The following is a 20,142-nucleotide window of genomic DNA, read 5'->3' on the forward strand; positions in this document are numbered from 1 at the left end:
GCGCTCCCTGGAGCCGGATCGGCCGCCATCGTCCGCGGGTCTTGCCGCTTGATGGCGAAACCGACCCGGCAACCCCTGTTGCCGCAAACCGGTTTGGCTTAGCCTCGCCGGGGGGCCATTGTCCCCGAGCCGCGGGCTGAAGGGGGCGCCGATGCACATTCGCCACGGTCACCCCCCTTTGGGGTGTATGCGGACAGACCTGTCGCCGGCGGGCGGGGGCTACCCGTGACAGCCCCGCACGCGACCGCCGCGCCCCGGCGGATCCGCGTGCTCCACATCGTCGTGCTCGCCATCGCGTTGCCGGCCGCCGTCGCCGGGTTGTTCCTCCCCGCCGACGCGTCGAGCCGTGGCGAGCTCCCGCCGATCGCCTGGGGTGTCATCGCCGCGGGCGTCATGGCGCTCGGGCAGCTCGCCCGACTCCGCTTCCGGGTCGGCGCCGGCGCGGTGAGCGTCACCTGGGGCGAGGCCGCGTTCATCGTGGGGCTCTACCTCGCGCCCGCCGCGTGGCTGCCGATGGCCACGTTCGCCGGTGCCTTGCTGGCCTGGGTGCTGCTCTCGTTCTTCACCGACCGGCGGTCGGCGCTGGAGATCTTCCACGTCGCCGCCTCGCTGACGGTCGCCGTGGCGGTCGGCGCGGTCGCCACGCGGGCGTTCGCCGACCCGTTCGACGCCCGGCTGACGCCGGTGCTCGCGGGTGCGCTGGCGCTCGGCTCCCTGGCATACCTGCTGATCACCGGATGGCTCGCGGCGCTGACGCTCGCTGTGCGGCAGGCCCGGCCGGCGGGTGGGCTGTTCCTGCGCGCCCTCCGCGCGAAGTTCCTGATGTTCGTGGGCAACGTGCTGGTCGGCTTCGTCGTGATCAGCATGATCGAGCGCGACCTGCGCTGGCTGTTGCTGCTCCCGCCCGCGCTGTGGCTGCTCCAGCAGACGTACGGTCACCGCCTGCGCGCCGACGAGGAGCGCCGGCTGTGGTCCGCCTTCGCCGCCGCGACGCGAGAGCTTGGCCGGCTCGACGAGCGGGCGGTCGCCACCGCGGGGGTCAACGGCGCGCTGGCGATCTTCGGCGCCGAGGCGGTCGAGGTCGACGTGGTCCGCGCCGACCGTTCCCGCCGGCGATACACCGGCGACGCGTCCGGCACCCTCGCCGAGGCCGACGTGCGGGAGCCGCTGCCCGACACCATCCCGGAAGAGGTGGGTGTCGTGCGCCTGTCGGTCGGCGGCACCCGCGTGGGGCAGCTGCGCGTCAGGTTCCCCCGCGCGCTCGAGCCGGGGCAGCGCGAGCAGATGGCCCTCTCGGCGTACGCCGACGCGCTCGCGACCGCACTGCACGACGCCGCCACCCACCAGGCGCTGAAGGCGCTTACCGACCGCTCGGCGTTCGAGGCGGTGCACGACCCGCTGACCAAGCTGGCCAACCGGTCCGCGTTCCTGCTCAAGGGCGACGCCGCGCTGCGGCAGGTCGTGCGCGATGTGCCGGTGTCGCTGCTGCTACTCGACCTCGACCGCTTCAAGGAGGTCAACGACACCCTCGGCCACGCCGCCGGTGACGAGCTGCTGCGCGGCATCGCCTCCCGGCTCGGCGAGCTGGCCGAGCCCGGTGAGCTGCTGGCCCGGTTCGACGGCGACGAGTTCGCGCTGCTGGTGACCGACCTCGAAGCGCCCGACGGCGACCGCTCCTCGCCCATGCCGCAGGCGCTGCGCCGGGCCCGCGCGCTGGTCGAGCACCTGGCGACGCCGATCGAGGTGGCCGGCGTGGTCATGTCGGTCGAGGCGTCGGTGGGCGTGGTCGTCGCGCCCGCGGGCTCCGCCGACGTGGCCGAGCTGGTGCGGCGGGCCGAAAACGCGATGTACCAGGCCAAGGAGGCCGGCGGTTGCGTCGCCTGGTACGACAGCGCCAAAGACGAGGCGAGCACCGACCGGCTGGCCCTGCTCGCCGAGCTGCGCGAGGCCCTCACCGTCGACGACCAGCTCATGCTCGCGCTCCAGCCGGCGGTCGACCTCGGCACCGGCGCGCCCACCGGCGTCGAGGCGCTGATCCGGTGGCGCCACCCGCGCCGCGGCTCGCTCAGCCCGGTCGACTTCGTGCGCGCCGTCGAGGGCAGCGACCTGCTCGCGCCCTTCACCAGGTACGTGGTCGACAAGGCGCTCACCGTCGCCGCCGAGTGGGCCGGCGAGGGTCTCGAGGTGCCCATCTCGGTCAATCTGTCGGCCCGCAGTTTGCTTGATCCCCACTTGCCGGCCGACATCGCCGAGCTGCTCCGCCGCCACCGCGTGCCGCCCCGCCGCCTGGTCCTGGAGATCACCGAGACGGTCGTCCTCAGCGAGCTCGAAGTCATCGACGAGGTGCTCGCCGCCCTCCGCGAGCTCGGCGTGCAGCTCTCCGTCGACGACTTCGGCACCGGCTACTCGTCGTTCACGTTCCTGACCCGCATCCCGGTCGACGAGGTCAAGATCGATCGCTCCTTCGTCCGCACGATGGCCGACGCGCCGACATCGGCCGCCATCGTCAACGCGACCGTCGACCTCGGCCACCGGCTCGGCTTGCGCGTGGTCGCCGAGGGCGTGGAGACCGCCGACCAGCGGGCCGCGCTGGCGGCGCTTGGTTGCAGCGCGGCGCAGGGCTACCACTTCTTCAAGCCCATGCCGGCCGACAAGATCGTGGCTGTGCTCCGCTCGCTCCTCGACTCCGCGCAGGCCCAGGTCTTCCCCCTCCGCGCCGACGGAGCCTCCTGACCCGGTCCCCCTTGGGATCCATTCAAGATCAAGCTTTGGGCTACCGCGACGTACGCGGTGGTCCGGACCGCTGCTCCCGCGGCCTCACCCTCCGCGCCTCACAACCAACCCCACCCACCGCGCGGACGAGGGGCACCGCCCGCAGGTAACGCAGCGTAAGCAGATCGAGCGACCGACTTCGAGATCTATGCCATCCCGACGGCCCGGAGCGTTCCCGCCGGAGGCAAAAACAGGGGTAACCGCGACCAAAGAATCAGGGTGAGGCCGCGGGAGCAACGGCATGGACCACGGCGGACGTCGCGGTAGCTCAAAAGAATCGCTAGGGCTGGAGGCCTGCCGGCTCGGGCTCCAGGTCGGCGGCCAGGCCACGCGAGGCGAAGCGGCGGGGGATGAGGCGGCGGGTCGCGAGGCGTTCGTGGGTGGCGGCCAGTGGGCGGGGGTGTGCGGCCAGGAGGGCGGCCACCCGCCGGGCGGCGAGGCTGCCGCCGCCGAAGAGGAGGGCTGGGATCCACGGCACCACCGCGACCAGCGAGATCGCGCCGATGGCGGCGGTCCAGGGCACGCCGAGTGACGCCAGGCCGACGGCCAGCGCGGCGTTGTGCGGGTCGGCGCCGCCGAAGCGAGGGATGATGCTGGCGAGCTGGCTGGCCGCGAAGACCGTCACCAGGCCGAGCAGGCTCACGCCGCTGCCCACCCCGATGACCGAGCCGAGGATCAGGCCGGCGACGCCCACCTGGTAGGCCACCGAGATCGTCAGCCCGAAGGCCAGCACTCCCGGTCCGGGCAGTGGGCGGCGGGCGAGCAGGTCGGGGCGGCGGCGGTGCACCACAAGCGCGACGACGACCGCGACGGCCGCCACCCCACCGAACGCGGCGAGCATCTCCCACGGCAGCGTGACGCCGGCCAGCACCACGCCCAGCGCGATGCCGGCCATGCCGATCACCCGGTCCATCGCGACCTCGGCGACCGCCACGGTGCGGCCGAGGCCGGCCTGGTGCAGGCGGTGTACGCGCCACAGGTCGGCGCCGGCGTGTACCGGTGAGACGAGGCCGATCAGCTCGCTCTCCGCGTACGCGCGGATGTGCCACCAGCGGCTCCGCCCGCTCATCGAGAGGGCGTGCCAGCGCAGCGGGCAGAGAACGTACTTGCCGACGGTCCACGGCAGCAGGCCGAGCAGCACCGGCAGCGGCGAGGCCTGAGGCACGCTCGAGATGCTCCACACCGACACGACCGCGCTGGCGACCAGCACCGCGAAGCCGAGCCAGGCGTTGGTGACGACGGGGCGTATCCGGGTCCAGACCGTACGCATGGCCACAGGCTGGCAGCAGACGGTTATGAGCAGTTGGCCGCGAATCAACGAACCAACGACTCGAACGCGGCACTACCAGGCCCTCGACGCGATTACCGGCGATGGACGGGCTGACGGCGTGCACGGCGGGGCGCTGGTTCGCGTGAGAGGGTGGAGGAGTGAACCGGCTCGGGAGTGCTACCTCGCCGTACCTGCTTCAGCACGCGGAAAACCCGGTCGACTGGTGGCCGTGGGGCGAGGAGGCCTTCGAGGAGGCGCGCCGGCGGGACGTGCCGGTGCTGATCTCGGTCGGATACGCGGCCTGCCACTGGTGTCACGTGATGGCACACGAGTCGTTCGAAGACGAGGGCGTGGGGCGGCTCATGAACGCCAACTTCGTCTCCGTCAAGGTCGACCGTGAGGAGCGGCCGGACGTCGACGCCGTCTACATGACCGCCACGCAGGCGATGACCGGGCAGGGCGGGTGGCCGATGACGGTGTTCGCCACGCCCGACGGCCAGCCGTTCTTCTGCGGCACGTACTTCCCGCGCCCCAACTTCGTTCGCCTCCTGGAGAGCGTCACGACCGCGTGGCGCGACCAGCGCGAGGCCGTGATGCGCCAGGGCGCCGCGGTGGTTGAGGCGATCGGTGGCGCCCAGGCCGTCGGCGGCCGCACGACGCCGCTCACCGCGGAAATCCTCGACGCCGCGGCGGTCCAGCTCGCCAAGGAGCAGGACGAGATGTACGGAGGGTTCGGCGGCGCGCCGAAGTTTCCCCCGCACATGAACCTGCTCTTCCTCCTGCGCCACCACCAGCGCACCGGCTCGGAGTCGAGCCTGGAGATCGTGCGGCACACCGCCGAGGCGATGGCGCGGGGCGGCATCTACGACCAGCTGGCCGGCGGCTTCGCCCGCTACTCGGTCGACGCCACCTGGACCGTGCCGCACTTCGAGAAGATGCTCTACGACAACGCGTTGCTCCTGCGGGTGTACACCCATCTGTGGAGGGTGAGCGGCGACGCGCTGGCGGGGCGGGTGGCGGCCGAGACGGCGGCCTTTCTGCTCGATGGGCTGGGCACGCCCGAGGGTGGCCTGGCCTCCGCGCTCGACGCCGACACGGGGGGTGTGGAGGGCGCGACGTACGCCTGGACGCCGACCCAGCTCGGCGAAGCCCTCGGCGAGGATGGTCCCTGGGCGGCCGACCTGTTCGGCGTGACGGCGACGGGCACGTTCGAGCACGGCACGAGCGTGCTGCGGCTGGCCCGCGACGTCGACGACGCCGACCCGGCGGTGGCCGAGCGGTGGACGCGGGTGCGCGCCAGGCTGCGCGAGGTGCGCGACCGGCGACCCCAGCCGGCGCGCGACGACAAGGTGGTCGCCGCCTGGAATGGGCTGGCCGTCACCGCCCTCGCCGAGCACGCGATGGTCACCGACGACGGGATTACGGCGCGGGCGGCCCGAGAGATCGGCGCGGTCCTGGCCGAGCGGCACATCGTCGACGGGCGGCTGCGGCGCGTGTCGCGGGCCGGCGTGGTGGGTGCGCCGGCCGGCGTGCTGGAAGACTACGGCGCGGTGGCGGAGGGCTTCTGCGCGCTGCACCAGCTGACCGGCGAGGGGCGGTGGCTGGAGCTGGCCGGCCGGCTGCTCGACGCCGCGCTCGCCCATTTCGCCGCGCCGGGTGGCGGCTTCTACGACACGGCCGACGACGCCGAACGTCTCGTGACCCGCCCGGCCGACCCGACCGACAACGCCACCCCCTCCGGCCTGTCCGCGGTCGTGGCGGCGCTGACCGCGTACACCGCGCTGAGCGGCGAAACGCGCTATCGGGAGGCGGCCGAGGCGGCGCTGGCGACGGTCGCGCCGATCGTCGACAGGCATCCCCGCTTCACCGGGTACGCGGCCGCGACCGGCGAGGCGCTGCTCTCCGGGCCGTACGAGATCGCGATCGTCGCCGCGGGCGGCGGCGCGGACGAGTTGCTTCAAGCCGCCCGCCAGTACGCCCCGCCCGGCGCGGTCATCGTGGCCGGCGCGCCGGACCAGCCGGGTGTGCCGTTGCTCGCGGACCGCCCGATGCTGGGTGGCAAGCCCACCGCCTACGTGTGTCGCGGCTTCGTCTGCGACCGTCCCGTCACCGAAGCCGGTGAACTCGTGGCCCAGCTCCGCGGCATACGGGGTAAATAGTCCTAAAATCGGCCAATGGCCGGAATCGCTGCCACCTTTGGCATGCCTGAAAGTGCCCTCCACGCCCTCTCCACCGCGCTCGCCCGCCGGGGCGCCGAACCGGCCACCTGGCGCGCGGGCGCCACCCGGCTGCTGGTGCGGGCGAGCATGCCGGCCGTACACGAGCACGGCGGCCTGGCGCTCGCCGTCGACGGGATCGCCGAGGTCAGCGCGCTGGCCGCGGGGTACGCCAGCCGGGGCGCGCCCGGTCTCGTGGCCGGCGCCGAGCCGTACGCGCTGATCCTCGCCGACCCCGCACGCGGCGCCCTCGTACTGGCCCGCCACGGCGACGGCCCGCCGCTCTACTACGCGGAGACGGCGGGCGGCATCCTGGCCGCCTCCGAGCCGGGCGCGCTGCTCGCCGCCGGCGTGCCGGCCGAGCCGGACGAGGGCGTGGTCGGGCGCTTCATCGCCACCGGCGCGTGCGACGACACCGCCGCCACGTTCTACGCCGGCATCCGGCGCGTGCTGCCCGGCGAGGTCGTGGAGATCGCCGGCGGCACCCGTACCCGCAAGCCCATGGCCGTCCGCGACGGCGCCGGACGCTTCGCGCGGTCGGTGCTGGACGCGGCGATCGGTCGGGGCCGGATCGGCGTGCGTTTCGGCCACGGCCTGGCCGGCGCGGCCACCATCGGTGCCGCCCTCACCGGACCGGAGGGGCGGCGCGCGCTGACCGTGTACTCAGCCACTTTTCCCGGACTCACCACGGCGGCGGCCGACTTCGCCGCGGCCGTGCTGGGGCCGGTGGCCACGACCGGCGCGCGGCACCGCGCGCAGCCGCACTTCGCCGACGAGCTCGACCTCGACGGCCTCCTCGCCGACCTCGGCGAGCCGGTGCCCGATCTCGACAGCTACCTGACCTGGGCCACCGCGCGAGCCACGGCGGGCGAGGTCGACACGCTCATCGACACCTCGGGCGGCGGCGCTCACCTCGCGCGCGTCGCGGACCGGCTGGAGAGCCGGTACGGGGTGACCGTCCGTTTCCCGCTCCGCGCGCTGCCCTCCACCGGGCCGGTGCTCCGCGCCGAGCTGGCCGCGATCGTCGAGGGCACGCTGCCGTTGCCGGCGGCCAAGTTCGCCACCGCGCACGCCACCCACAGCCTGCTGCCGCCGCTGCGCGAGGTGCTGGTGCGGATGCGCGGCGAGCTGGCCGCCGCGCTGCTCCACCCGCGGCTGCCCGGCGCCCGCCGCCCGTCGTGGGAAGCGCTGGCCGGGCTCTTTGCCGGCGGGCAGGTCGACAGCGGGGCGGTCTTCCGCCGGTACATTGTGGAGCGTTGGCTCCGCACCCTTGCTCCACCGGCGCCGCCCGCGCGGCGTCCACACCGGACGGCCAAGAGTGCACAGTGGACCCGTGTGTCGGTGTCCACAGAGGTCTTCGCGGCCGGCGACAAGCTGCCGGAAAAGGTCGCCTGGTACGTGAGCGAGTGCCTCGCCGGGTTGGGACGCAAGGCGTACCGGCGCGGGCGGTGGCACGTCCTGCTAGCCGCGCACCCGGTCGCGGTGGTCCAGGGCCGCACCCGGCCGGTGTGGGAGATCCGGCCCGGCGCCGTCGCGCGGGCGCTGCACCGCTGGGCCCGCCCCACGGCCGGCCTGCACGACCCGTGGACGGCCCAGGTGGCGGTCGAGCGGGTCGGCGCGCTGCGGGCTGCGGTCGGTCCGGCCGCCGTCCACGGGGTACGCGGCCCGCGTGCCGGCGGGGTGGCCGTGGTGCTGCCGCCGGAAGAGCCGGCGCGGGTCGCCACCGAGGTGCTGGCCGCGCTGCGCACCGCGCTGCCCGAGGAGGCGTACGCGACGCTCGGCGGCTGCGCGGTTGTCGGCGCGGGCGGGGTGGTGGGCGTGGCGGGGGAGCTCGACGCCGCGGTCGCCGCCGAGATGTGCGCGGACGACCCGCTCGCCACCGACCCGATCGCGGTGGTGCTCAGCAACCCACCGGTCCGGAAGGGGGAGCGCCGGCGGAGGTGAACCGTGTAGGCCCAGCTAGGCTGGCTCGCGAGATGGATACCCGAACCGGTCTGCCCGTTGTCGGCATGGTGGGCGCCGGGCAGCTGGCCCGGATGACCCATCAGGCCGCGATCGCCCTCGGCCAGTCGCTGCGCGTGCTCGCCGTCGCGCCCGACGACGGTGCCGCGCTCGTGGCCGCCGACGTGCAGTACGGCGACCACACCGACCTGGCGGCGCTGCGCACGTTCGCCAAGGGGTGCGACGTCGTCACGTTCGACCACGAGCACGTGCCCACCGAGGCGGTGCGCGAGCTGGCCGCGTCCGGCGTGGTGGTGCACCCGGGCGCGGACGCGCTCGTGTACGCCCAGGACAAGCGCGCGATGCGCGAGCGGCTCTCCGCCCTCGGCGCGCCGGTGCCCCGGTGGCGGCCGGTGTCCTCGGCCGGAGACGTCCGCGCCTTCGGCGACGAGGTCGGCTGGCCGGTGGTGGCCAAGGCGGTCCGCGGCGGCTACGACGGCCGTGGCGTGTGGATGCTCTCCCCGGACGACGCGCCGCCGGCGGGCGTCGAGCTGATCGTCGAGGAGCGGGTGGCGCTCCGCCGCGAGCTGGCGGTGCAGGTGGCCCGCTCACCCTTCGGGCAGGTCGCGGCCTACCCGGTCGTCGAGACCGTGCAGCGTGACGGCATCTGCGTCGAGGTGCTCGCGCCCGCGCCCGGCCTCCCCACGTCGCTCGCGGTGGCCGCCCAGCAGCTCGCGATCGACATCGCCACGGCGCTCGACGTGGTCGGCATGCTCGCCGTCGAACTGTTCGAAGTGGACAGTGGCATCGTCGTCAACGAGCTCGCCATGCGCCCGCACAATTCCGGGCACTGGACGATCGAGGGCGCGCGCACATCGCAGTTCGAGCAGCATCTGCGGGCCGTCCTCGACTACCCGATGGGCGAGACCGCGCTGACCGCCCCGGCGGTGGCGATGGCCAACGTGCTCGGCGGCCAGCCCGGTGGCATCAGCATCGACGAGCGACTGCACCACCTCTTCGCCACCGACCCGGGCGCCAAGGTCCACCTGTACGGCAAGCAGATCCGCCCAGGCCGCAAGATCGGGCACGTCACGGCGCTCGGCGACGACATGGACGAGGTACGGGCCCGCGCTGCACGCGCCGCCCGCTGGCTCCAGGAGGGCGTATGACGGTGTCGGTCGGTGTGATCATGGGCAGCGACTCGGACTGGCCGACGATGAAGGCCGCCGCCGAGGCCCTGGACGAGTTCGAGGTGGCCTACGAGGTGCGCGTGGTGAGCGCCCACCGCACGCCGGTCGGCATGATCGAGTACGCCCAGTCCGCCGCCGCCCGCGGCCTCCGCGTGATCATCGCCGGTGCCGGCGGCGCCGCCCACCTGCCCGGCATGGTCGCCTCGGTCACCCCGCTCCCGGTGATCGGCGTGCCGGTGCCGCTCAAGCACCTGGACGGCATGGACTCGCTGCTGTCGATCGTGCAGATGCCGGCCGGCATCCCGGTGGCGACGGTCTCGATCGGCGGCGCCCGCAACGCCGGCCTCCTCGCCGTCCGCATCCTGGCCGCATCGGACGAAGCGCTGCGGCAGCGCGTGGTGGCCTTCCAGGAGGCGCTCGTCGAGGCGGTCGCCCAGAAGGACGCCAACCTCCGCGCCACCCTCTAGAGAGCTTTCGGAGTTGGGGTTACGCGCGTGGCGGCGCTCCGGCAGATTTCCCCCGTCCGCGTCAGCTGGAGACCGTATGCTCCCGCGGGGACCGCTCCCGGCCGGCGGCTCGCGGGGCGAGCCGAGACCCCCGGCCGTCCACTGGCAGGTCCGCGAGACAAGCCCCGAAGGGAGTCTTCGCGGGGCCTACCTCCGCCATCCTGACGCAGCGTTACCAGCTCATGGGTCGAGACTTCGAGATCTCGGAGAGTTGGGGTTGAAAATAGCGCCCTAGCTCTCCGAGATCTGGAATATCGCGCCGCTCACACCGCTGCGGCGGTTACCCGCGGCGACGAAAACCCGCAGCCTTCCCAGAGCGCCGATCCGGGAGCAGGCATTGTGGACAAACAGCGACCGTCGCGGCGGCCCGACGGGGTGAGCGCGACCAGCGGCGGACGGGTGAGGCTGCGGGAGCGGCGGTCTGGACCACGACGGACGTCGCGGTAGCTCAAATCTCTGTCCAAATAGGGTTCGAAGCCACCCCGAATCCGTTCCGCCGCTGGTCCCGCTCACCCCCTCGATGCATGCTCTCGCGGGTCAGCGCATGCGGGTGACCGCGCGCCATCGCTCCTGCGTGCGGCGGCGGCTTTCGTTGGTGGCGCCGAAGAAGATGAGCAGCGCGCCGATCGGGATCAGGATCAGCCAGGACAGGCCGACGAGCGTCAGTGCGTGCAGCGCCGCGATCACCGTGACCACCGTGCCGATCACGAGCGGAGCCTGCTGGCGGGTGCGCGCGCCGAAGATGACCGTCGCGACCGCGCCGAGGAGCAGCAGCACCTCGCGGGTGGCGCTGGTCTCGGTGCGGATGGCGATGACCAGCGTGGGCACGAACGCGGCGATCAGGGCCGGGCCGTACGCCGTCCAGCTGCTCAGGTCGGGCCGCTGGCGCAGCTCGATCAGGCCGACCAGCAGGGCGAGCGCGGCGAACGGCAGCGTGTACGCCTCCGGCACCGCCACGTCGGCCAGCGCCATGAAGAGCCACCACGCGATGATCTCGCACAGGATGCTGGCCCAGAAGAGCGTGCGGCGCTCCACCGCGCGCCGGCCGGGGCGGGCCGAGGCGATGCCCAGCACGGCGCCCCAGGCGGCGAGCAGGCCGGCCACGTGGCCGAGCGAGTCGAAGGCGAGCGCCAGGGCGACGAGCGCGGCGCCGTAGCCGCTCCACTCCACCGTGGCCGCCTCGCGGTAGGCCTCGGGGCGGCGCAGGCGCGGCATCACGGCCGCGACCACGAGCAGGGCGGCGCCGACGGCCAGTACGCCGTAAGCGGACCAGGCCGCGGGCAGGCCGGCGACGAGCGCGGTGGTGAGCACGAGGCCCATCGCGGAGGCGGCGGCGAAGAGCCAGCCGAGGATGCGGGCCCGCTGGGTCTGCCCGAAGACCGCGGCGGTGGCGCCCACGGCCACCGCGCCGCCCAGCGTGAAGAGCGTCAGCGAGCGGGTGGCGAGGCTGCCGGCCAACCCCGCGCCGCCCGCGGCCAGGCCGAGCGCGAACACCACGAGGCGGGTCACCCGCAGCGGGCGGGCGCGTTCGGCCGGGGGCGGGGGAGGTGTGAGCGCGAGGCCGAGCATCGCGAGCGTGAAGACCGCGAGCGCGGCCATCGTGGACGCCGGCCACGCGGCGCCGAGCGCGATCGGCGTGATCAGCAGGGTGATCGCCGCGCCGGGCAGGATGACAGGGATCGCCTGGGCGAAGCCGTTTGCCCGCTGCTGATCCTCGCGTAGCGGCCCGACGACAGGACGATCGGCCGAAGTGGACAGTCGGCCGCCGAAGCCGACCGCGGCCAGCGCCGCCGCGATGGTCAGCAACAGCGTGCCGACGAGGTCGGTGGGGTCGACCGAGCGGTCCGGGTTGGTGAGCGCCTCCGGCGGACCGTCCCAGATGTGGTTGACCGTCTGGTGCGGGTCGACCAGCGCGGCAACGAGCGCCGGGGCGATCGAGGCGAGGGCGATGAGCGTCGGGATCGCGGCCACCAGCGCCGCGCCCATCTCCGGGCTGACCGACCAGCGGCCACGCGGCGCCGGGCCGGACGGCATCCGCCGCCACACGCCGCCGAGCATCACCGACCAGCGCTGGGTGGGCTGGCCGACGTACCTCGGCGGTGGCGTCGCGGCGCGCAGGAGCTCGGCGACCACGCCGAGGAGCGCGGCGGCCGCCGCGTACACGCCGATGGGCAGGTCGGTGGGGAGCGCGGCGAACGCGGTGATCGTGGCGCCACCGGCGATGCCCACCGTCGCGTACGGCAGGTAGCGGGCCACCTGCCGGCGGACGAGCGCGATCACCGCGAGACCGGCGGTGGACCCGGCGAGCGCCCAGGCCAGCACCGCCGGCGCGCCCTGACCCAGCGCGGCGGCGATGGAGGCGAGCGCGCCGGGCAGCGCGAGCAGGGCGCCACCGGCCGCCGCGCCGCCGATCTGGCCGAGGTGCAGCGGCATCTCGGCCTCGGGTGGCGGCGCGCTGCCGGGTATTTCTTCGAGCGCGGCGTCGTCGAGCGCGGGCAGCATCCGGGCGAGCGTCGCCACCAGCGCGCCGACCAGCACGATCATGGCCAGCGCCGTGGCGGTCGTCCACGGCCGTACCAGGCTGGCGCCCACCGCGTGCAGCGCGACACCGGCGGCCACGGCAGCGCGGGCCAGGCCGGCGCGCGGGTCGTCGGCGATCACCGACGCGACGCCGTAGATCGTGGCGACCGCGCCGCCGACGAGCATCGGCGACCACCACGGCAGGCCGAGCGCGACCGGGGCACCGATCGTCGCGAGGCCCACGCAGATCGCGGCGACGTCGTACGCCCACGGGCGCGGCAGCACGATCGCGGCCGCCCCGGCCAGCAGCGCGAGCGCGATCGGGGCCTGCCAGCCCACGCCGACGCCGCTGGAGGGCCAGGCGCTGAGGTCGGCCTCCCACAGCGCGCCCGGCGTGGCGAGCACGCGCAGGCCGCCGCTGAGCGCCGTGTAGCCGGCGATCACCGCGAGCACGGCTCCGCTGGCCGCGACGCCGAGGGTCGGGCCGCGCCGCCAGTCGGGCGGCATCGCGCGCACGCCGACGGCCACGAAGAGCACGAGCAGCGCGGCGACCGCGAGCACCGCGTCGGGGAAGAGGATGCCGGAGATCCGCGCGAACGTGCCGATGATGCCCGCGATCGCCGCCGCGGCCGCGAAGTCGGGGCCGTCGAGCAGCCGGTCGGGCCGGCGCCCCGCGTCGATCGACGGGGCGAGGAAGAGCAGCACGGCGGCGACGAGCAACAGCGCGCCGACCCAGGCGTCGGCCACCTCGGCGCCGGGCGCGCCGAACGCGGCCGCGGTCACCGCCAGCGCGCCGAGCCCGGTGCCGAGCGACAGCGGGAACGCGATGCGCCGCCAGGAGACCTGGGCGAGCGCGGCGTACCCGAGCGTCGCGCAGACCGCCACGAACGCGGCCGCGAGGATCGGCACGGCGGCCTCCTCGCGGACCGGTGCGGTGGCCGCCACCGCCGCCGCGGCCGCTCCCGGCATCGCGAACGCCGCGCCGCCGGCCGCCCACTCGCCCACCATCTCGGCGGCGGGCCCGGAGCGCAGCAGCTGGGCCGGCGCCGGCTCGTCGCGCAGCGCCTCGGCCTGCTCGGGCAGCCACGACCCCGCGATGGCGATGAGCACGCCGGCCAGGGTGAGGACGGCGAGTACCGCCGCGGTCGACGCCGGCCGGGCGAGGGACGCGCCGGCGCCCACCAGGCCGACCACCGCGGCGCCGGCCACGTGCGCCTGTGCGGCGCGTTCGCTCTTCGCGTACAGGCCGGTAGCGCCGATGCCGATCGCGGCCAGCACGGGCAGCCACGGCGCGGCGGTCCACGGCAGGGCGAACGACGCCGGTGCGGCGAGCGCGGTCAGCGCCACGCCCGCGACGGCGGACTCCCGCCGCGCCTCCGGCGGCAGCGAGAGCACGGCGGCGATCGTGAGCAGCAGGGCGCTCGCGGCGAGCTGCCAGCCCGCCGCCCCCGCGGCCTCTTCCAGACGACCCTGGTACGCGGCGAGGTCGGCCTCCCAGACCGGCAGCGCCGCCCGGACCGGCGCGATGGCGGCGCGCAGAGCGGTGCCGGCGACCACGACGCCCATGCCGATCAGCGCGACGGCCGAGGCGAGCTGGGGGCCGCGCCGGAAGGCCTCGGGGACCGCGCGCACGCCCACGCCGGTCAGCGCGATCACGCCGGCGATCAGCAGCAGCGCCCGGCCCGGGACGGCGACCGCCACGATCTGCGCGGCCGCACCGATCACCGCGAGCGTGAACACCCCCGCGGCCACGTCGACGACGACCCGCCGGCCCAGCCCCAGCGCCCCGGCCACCCCGGCCGCGGCGGCGAGCACCAGCGTGAGGCCGGCGCTGAGCGCGCCGGGCGGGTCGGTGGCCCGGAGCGTCGCGAACGCGCCGAAGAGCACCGCCGCCGCCACCGCGAGGGCGTGCAGCCCCCACGCCAGCTGCCGCAGCCACACCGCCGCCGGTACGGGCGCCGGCTTGCGTCCCGCGTCGGCCGCGTCGGTGACCACCGCGTCGGACTCCTCGGGTGCGCTCTCCGGCCGCTCACTGTCGGCGGGCGCATCCGCCGGTGGCTCGGGAGCCGGCGGCGCACCCAACCACGGCGGGGTGGCCAGCCGGCCGCGCTGGTCGAACTGCCTCGCGAGCAGAAGGTCCTGCGCGGCGACCAGGGTCAGCACGAGCGCCCAGCCGGTGGGCCCATTGATCCACTCGTACGCCAGCAGCGGCAGGACCGGCTGGAGCGCGAGCACGGTGGCGTACCGGGGGACGCTCAGGCCGGTCAGCACCCCGTACCAGCCGGCGACGAGCGCGGTCAGCGCGAAGACGATGCCCGCCACGACAGCACCGGGCACGCTGTCGCTGCGGATCTGGTCGATGGTCCACAGTGCGTACCCGTCGAGGGGGATCAGGCCGAGCCCGACGGCGGCGATGGTCTCCGCGGTGGAGATCAGGCCGCGGCGGGCCACCATCGGCGGCGCGACGAGCATGACCGCCGTCGCTCCAATGAGGATCGCCGCACGGCTGACGTCGTCGAAGGACGTGAACGCGACCGCGGCGAACACGACCGCCGCGATGCCCAGCAGCAGGCCGCCCAGGCCGAGGTAGATGTTTTGCACCTCGCGGGTGGACGCCTCCGGCCGATGCTCGGGCTCGACGTCCACCGGCGGCGGGGGAGGCGGCGGCGGAGGCGGTGGTGCCGCACCGGCCGGGCGGGTGCCCTCCTGCCGCGGCACCCGGCGCGGCGGGGGCGGGCCACCCGGGCCGGGCGGTGCGCTGGTCGGCGCGCCGGCCGGCCGGCGGACGAAAGTGCGGCGGCGCGTCCGGGCGCGGACCTTCTCCTGGGCCGCCGCGTTGGCGTGGGCCAGGATGTCGCGCTGGAACTGCGCCGCCTGCAACTTCTGGGCGTTGAGCTTCGCCTCTTTGGCGATGCGGATGTCGTCGGCTTTGATCTCCGCGATGGAGCGCTCGATCCGGGCCAGCTCGTCAGCCCATTGGCCCTGGTGTGCGCCGCAGTACGGGCACTGCGGCGCCGGCTGGATCTGCCGGCCACACGACGAGCACGTGAACGTCGCCATGGCACCCTCTCTCCCGCGGAGCCCGACACAGTGGACTCCCCGAAAGCATGCCTAAGATCGGCGCTCCAAGTCTACGGGCTCGCCCTAAGGGCGGCCCATGCCTCGGTACTCCCAACCCGCGTGCGTCCACAGTGCCGAGTCAAGACAGTTGCGCCCGTCGATCACCCGACGACCGGCGGCCAGCTCGCCGAGCGCGACCGGGTCGGCGTTGCGGAAGTCGGCCCACTCGGTCAGCACGCACACGAGGTCGGCGCCGCGGACCGCGTCGTTCATGGACGCCTCGTACGTCAGGTCGGGCTGGGCCGCGCGGGCGTTTTCCATGCCCTCCGGGTCGTACACGCGGACGTCGGCGCCAGCCTTGGCCAGCAGCGCGGCCACCGCGAGCGACGGCGCGTCGCGCACGTCGTCGGAGTTGGGCTTGAAGGTGGCGCCGAGCACGGCGATCCGGGTGCCGGACAGATCCGGGCCGGCCGGGCCGGAGCGGCGGCCGAGCAGGTCGGCGGCCAGCTGGAGCACGCGGGTGCGGCGGCGCAGGTTGATCAGGTCGACCTCGTGCAGGAAGCGCAGCGCCTCACCGGCGCCCAGCTCCTGCGCCCGGGCCTGGAACGCGCGGATGTCCTTCGGCAGGCAGCCGCCGCCGAAGCCGACGCCGGCCTGGAGGAAGCGGTTGCCGATACGCGGGTCGTAGCCGATCGAGCGGGCCAGCATGGTGACGTCGCCACCGGCCACCTCACACACCTCGGCCATCGCGTTGATGAACGAGATCTTGGTGGCCAGGAACGCGTTGGCGGCGACCTTGACCAGCTCCGCCGTGGCGAAGTCGGTGACCACCAGCGGCACCTCGCGGTCTTCGGTCGCGGCGAGGTCGAACACGCCCTTGTGCGCGGCGTAGAGCATCGCGTTGGCCCATTCGCTCTTCACGCCGACGACGATCCGGTTGGGCCGGAGCACGTCCTCGACGGCGAAGCCCTCCTGGAGGAACTCGGGACTCCACGCCACCTCGACACCGAGATCGGCCTGGGCGTGCTTGCCCACCAGCTGCTCGATCCACTCGGCCGTGCCCACCGGCACCGTCGACTTGCCGACGATGAGCGCCTTGCGGGTCAGGTGCTGGGAGAGGCCGGTGACGGCCGCCTCCACGTACGACAGGTCGGCACCCATCCCGTCGGCCCGCTGCGGCGTGCCCACGCAGATGAAGTGGATGTCCGCGAAGTCGGCCGTCTCCTTGTAGTCGGTGGTGAACCGCAGGCGGCCGGCCGCGAGGTTGCGGCGCAGCAGCTCGTCGAGGCCGGGCTCGTGGAACGGCACCGCGCCACCCGCCAGCTTGGCGATCTTGGCTTCGTCGACGTCGAAGCCGAGCACCTCGTAGCCGAGCTCCGCAAAGCAGATCGCGTAGGTCGCACCGAGGTAGCCGGTGCCGAGGAACGCCAGCCGGGGTCGGGCCGCGCCGGACGGCGGGGTGACCGCGCCGATCGCAGGGACTGGCTGGGTGCTCGAGTACGGGATCGTCACGCCTGTGTTCTCCGCTCGCACTTGGCGGCGCTTCGCGTCGCGCGCTTCGGGTGGGGGCGCCATGGGCGGCACCGATTATCGGACTATTTGGGTCTATTGGGCAAACGCTCGGTCAGCCTGCTGTGCTGCCGACGATAGTGCGTGAGCCTACGCGGTCATGACCGGCACCTGAACGCTGGTCGGTATCCTCACATCCACGCACGAAGATCGCCAAAGGGGAGGCGCCATGCCGACAGAATCGTTCGAAGCGTACCGGCTTCCGGAGGAGCACGAAGCCGTGCGCGAGGCGGTTCGTGCCGTATGTGACGCGAAGGTGGCGCCCAACGCGGCCGAGGCGGACGAGACCGGCGAGTTCCCCAAGTCGTCCTACGAGGCCCTGCGCGCCGCCGACTTCCACGCCCCGCACATCCCCGAGGAGTACGGCGGCGCCGGCGCGGACGCCCTCGCCACCGCGATCGTGATCGAGGAGGTCGCCCGCGCGTGCGCCGCCTCGTCGCTGATCCCCGCGGTCAACAAGCTGGGCACGATGCCCCTGCTGCTGGCCGGCTCCGAGGAGCTCAAGCGGGAGTTCCTGCCGCCGGTGGCGAGCGGCGAGGCGATGTTCTCGTACTGCCTGTCCGAGCCCGAGGCGGGCAGCGACGCCGCCTCGATGACCACCCGCGCGGTCCGCGACGGCGACGACTGGGTGCTCGACGGCGTCAAGCGTTGGATCACCAACGCCGGCGTGTCCCGCTTCTACACCGTCTTCGCGGTCACCGAGCCGGGCGTGGGCGCCAAGGGCATCTCGGCCTTCGTCGTCGACAAGTCGGACGCGGGGGTCAGCTTCGGCGCGCCGGAGAAGAAGCTTGGCATCAAGGGCTCGCCCACCCGCGAGGTCTACCTCGACGGGGTACGCATCCCGGCCTCCCGCATGATCGGCGAGCCCGGCACCGGCTTCGCCACCGCCATGCGCACGCTCGACCACACCCGCGTCACGATCGCCGCCCAGGCGCTCGGCATCGCGCAGGGCGCGCTCGACTTCTCCGCCCGGTACGTGACGGAACGCACCCAGTTCGGCAAGCCAGTGGCCGACTTCCAGGGCATCCAGTTCATGCTCGCCGACATGGCGATGAAGCTGGAGGCCGCCCGCCAGCTGACCTACGCGGCGGCGGCCCGCTCCGAGCGCGGCGACGCCGACCTCACGTTCTTCGGCGCGGCGGCCAAGTGCTACGCCTCCGACGCCGCGATGGAAATCACCACGGACGCGGTCCAGCTACTGGGCGGCTACGGCTACACCCGAGACTTCCCGGTCGAACGCATGATGCGCGACGCCAAGATCACGCAGATCTACGAGGGCACCAACCAGGTCCAGCGCATCGTCATGGCCCGCCAACTGCTCAAGACCTTCCGCTGACGGATATTTGCCCCGGGTCCGCGTCAGCTGCGGACCGCCGCTCCCGCCGGAGACCGCGGCGGCCGGCGGCGAGCTGGCGCTCGCCGAGATCCCCGACCTCCGCTGCCAGCCCCGCGCGCCAAGCCCGGGGGGTGAGCGGGCGGGTCGTGCGGGGCCGCCTGGCTGGGGTGGGCCGGGCGGCGGCGGCTGAGTCAGTGGCTGGGCGGGATCACTCTGAGGTGGCCGCGGCGGCCGGTCTGGTGTCCTGACGACGGCTCGTCGTGGTAGTCGTCCAGCCGGGGGGTGGGCCGGGCGGCTTCGCGGACGGCCTCGGCGAGTGCGACGAGGTCGTCCGGCGTGGGGGGTGGGGGCGCGAACTCACCGTCGTGGCGCACGAGCTCCCAGCCGCGGGGGGCGGTCAGGCTGCGGGCGTGCGGCTCGCACAGGTCGTAGGTGTGTGGCTCGGCGAACGCCGCGAGGGGGCCGACGACCGCCGTGGAGTCGTTGTAGACATAGGTCAACGTGGCGACGGCCTGACGCGGGCAGCCGTTTCTGGAGCAACGCCGTGGTGACCTCACGGCGGCACGTTATCTCCCCTACCCGCTCCGCCGGTCCGGATGCGACCGCGACACGCCGACTACCCGTGATCACGATATGAAGACGCAGGTTGGACACGGGGTGAGTTGTGCCGCCTCCGGGCCACTACGCTCTTGACGTGAGCAGTCCCGAACCACGGCGCCCGGGTCCCGGCCGCCGCACCCGCCGCGACCGTCACGGCCGTGGCCTTCGCGGGCGTCTGGTGCCGGCCACGGTGCCGCTGGCCCGCACCAAGGCGGAGATCTTCGACGACCTCGTGCTCGACACGGTGGAGGCGCTGGAGCGGCGCTTCGCCAAGGAGCTGGCGGGCGTCGAGTTCGCCGTCGAGGATGTGCCTCCGGATCTCAACGTCTACGACTCCGACGTGCTGGAAGACGGCGAGGTGCCCCTCGCCCGCCTGCTGCCCGGGCGCCCCGGGCGGCAGGAGGTGCCGCCCCGGATCGTGCTCTACCGCCGCCCGCTGGAGTTTCGCGCCATGGATCGGGAAGACCTCGCCGACCTCGTGCACGACGTGATCATCGAGCAGGTCGCCAACCTGCTCGGCGTCGACCCGGACGAGCTGGCCTGAGGCCTGGTCATGGAGCGCGCCCCCCGGCACGCTCCACGATTGCGACTCAGGCGAGGCGGCGCCAAAGGCGCCGTCTTCCCTCGGCGTGGTGTCCGCGGTGGTCCAGCGCCGCGTCGCCTTGGTCCGGACGCCGCCGCGCTAGCTCCCTCGCGACCTAGGCGACGCGGCGCTTGAGCTTGCGGCGCTCGCGCTCGGAGAGCCCGCCCCAGATGCCGAAACGCTCGTCGTGACCCAGCGCGTACTCCAAGCACTCGGCCTTGACCTCGCAGCGTGAGCAGATGCGCTTTGCCTCGCGGGTCGATCCGCCCTTTTCCGGAAAGAACGCCTCCGGGTCGGTCTGCGAGCACAGGGCCCGCTCCTGCCACTCCGGCGCGTCTCCGATCAGGTCGGCCACCTCAAGTGGGCCGTCCATCAGCCTGCCTCCTTCTTGCGCGCCGGCCGCGTCGCCGGCGCAACCCCCCACGCGGAAGGCGTGTCTTTATGTCCGAACGGTGTAGTTTCAGGTAATCCTAGGGAACACCTGAAGATCCTATTCGAACAACCCCAGTGAAATTACACGCGTGTAATGCGTGCGTCGTCAAGCCGAACCTGATAAAAGGCCGGCTTTATCGGCGTGCC

The 20,142-nt window shown here is 73.9% G+C and carries 12 protein-coding genes; 7 read left to right on the plus strand and 5 right to left on the minus strand.

Annotated features, from left to right (window positions below):
- Positions 1-225: 225 nt before the first annotated feature.
- On the plus strand, positions 226-2,733 hold the full coding sequence (locus ACTMTJ_RS37860; RefSeq protein WP_441223527.1) for a putative bifunctional diguanylate cyclase/phosphodiesterase: 2,508 nt from the start codon (positions 226-228) through the stop codon (positions 2,731-2,733).
- A gap of 319 nt (positions 2,734-3,052) precedes the next feature.
- On the opposite strand, the gene ACTMTJ_RS37865 is transcribed toward ACTMTJ_RS37860, so the two are convergent.
- Entirely contained in the window at positions 3,053-4,042 is a 990-nt protein-coding gene (locus ACTMTJ_RS37865; RefSeq protein WP_441223528.1) for a hypothetical protein, read from the minus strand.
- A gap of 158 nt (positions 4,043-4,200) precedes the next feature.
- On the opposite strand from ACTMTJ_RS37865, the gene ACTMTJ_RS37870 reads away from it, so the two are divergent.
- The 4 genes from ACTMTJ_RS37870 to purE are packed head-to-tail and all read left to right on the plus strand — an operon-like array spanning position 4,201 to position 9,856.
- Positions 4,201-6,201, plus strand: a complete 2,001-nt coding sequence (locus ACTMTJ_RS37870; RefSeq protein ID WP_441223529.1) for a thioredoxin domain-containing protein — start codon at positions 4,201-4,203, stop codon at positions 6,199-6,201.
- A gap of 42 nt (positions 6,202-6,243) precedes the next feature.
- The gene (locus tag ACTMTJ_RS37875; RefSeq protein ID WP_441223530.1) at positions 6,244-8,202 is read left to right on the plus strand and encodes a hypothetical protein; all 1,959 of its coding nucleotides are present in this window, start codon (positions 6,244-6,246) and stop codon (positions 8,200-8,202) included.
- Positions 8,203-8,234: 32 nt separating this feature from the next.
- A complete protein-coding gene (locus ACTMTJ_RS37880) occupies positions 8,235-9,368 on the plus strand; it encodes a 5-(carboxyamino)imidazole ribonucleotide synthase (protein ID WP_441223531.1) in 1,134 nt (377 codons plus the stop codon).
- On the plus strand, positions 9,365-9,856 hold the full coding sequence (gene purE, locus ACTMTJ_RS37885) for a 5-(carboxyamino)imidazole ribonucleotide mutase (protein ID WP_441223532.1): 492 nt from the start codon (positions 9,365-9,367) through the stop codon (positions 9,854-9,856). Before ACTMTJ_RS37880 ends, purE begins: the two co-directional genes overlap by 4 nt.
- 576 nt (positions 9,857-10,432) lie before the next feature.
- Here purE and ACTMTJ_RS37890 read toward each other — a convergent pair.
- Complete coding sequence (locus ACTMTJ_RS37890; protein WP_441223533.1) at positions 10,433-15,475, minus strand: SCO7613 C-terminal domain-containing membrane protein; 5,043 nt, start codon at positions 15,473-15,475, stop codon at positions 10,433-10,435.
- Positions 15,476-15,559: 84 nt separating this feature from the next.
- Positions 15,560-16,987, minus strand: a complete 1,428-nt coding sequence (locus ACTMTJ_RS37895; protein WP_441223534.1) for a UDP-glucose dehydrogenase family protein — start codon at positions 16,985-16,987, stop codon at positions 15,560-15,562.
- A 226-nt stretch (positions 16,988-17,213) separates the two neighbouring features.
- Between ACTMTJ_RS37895 and ACTMTJ_RS37900 the strand changes: the two genes are divergently transcribed.
- A complete protein-coding gene (locus ACTMTJ_RS37900) occupies positions 17,214-18,380 on the plus strand; it encodes an acyl-CoA dehydrogenase family protein (RefSeq protein ID WP_441223535.1) in 1,167 nt (388 codons plus the stop codon).
- A 191-nt stretch (positions 18,381-18,571) separates the two neighbouring features.
- On the opposite strand, the gene ACTMTJ_RS37905 is transcribed toward ACTMTJ_RS37900, so the two are convergent.
- Positions 18,572-18,937, minus strand: coding sequence for a DUF3499 domain-containing protein (locus ACTMTJ_RS37905; protein ID WP_441223536.1), 366 nt, complete (start codon positions 18,935-18,937; stop codon positions 18,572-18,574).
- Positions 18,938-19,074: 137 nt separating this feature from the next.
- Here ACTMTJ_RS37905 and ACTMTJ_RS37910 point away from each other — a divergent pair, with 137 nt between their 5' ends.
- On the plus strand, positions 19,075-19,524 hold the full coding sequence (locus ACTMTJ_RS37910; RefSeq protein ID WP_441223537.1) for a metallopeptidase family protein: 450 nt from the start codon (positions 19,075-19,077) through the stop codon (positions 19,522-19,524).
- A gap of 154 nt (positions 19,525-19,678) precedes the next feature.
- Here ACTMTJ_RS37910 and ACTMTJ_RS37915 read toward each other — a convergent pair whose 3' ends face one another.
- Positions 19,679-19,936 carry a WhiB family transcriptional regulator gene (locus ACTMTJ_RS37915; RefSeq protein WP_173039867.1) on the minus strand — a complete coding sequence of 86 codons (258 nt, stop codon included), beginning with the start codon at positions 19,934-19,936 and terminating at the stop codon, positions 19,679-19,681.
- Positions 19,937-20,142 lie beyond the last annotated feature (206 nt).

The sequence above is a fragment of the Phytohabitans sp. LJ34 genome, assembly GCF_052068095.1.
In the GTDB taxonomy this organism is placed as follows: Bacteria; Actinomycetota; Actinomycetes; order Mycobacteriales; family Micromonosporaceae; genus Phytohabitans.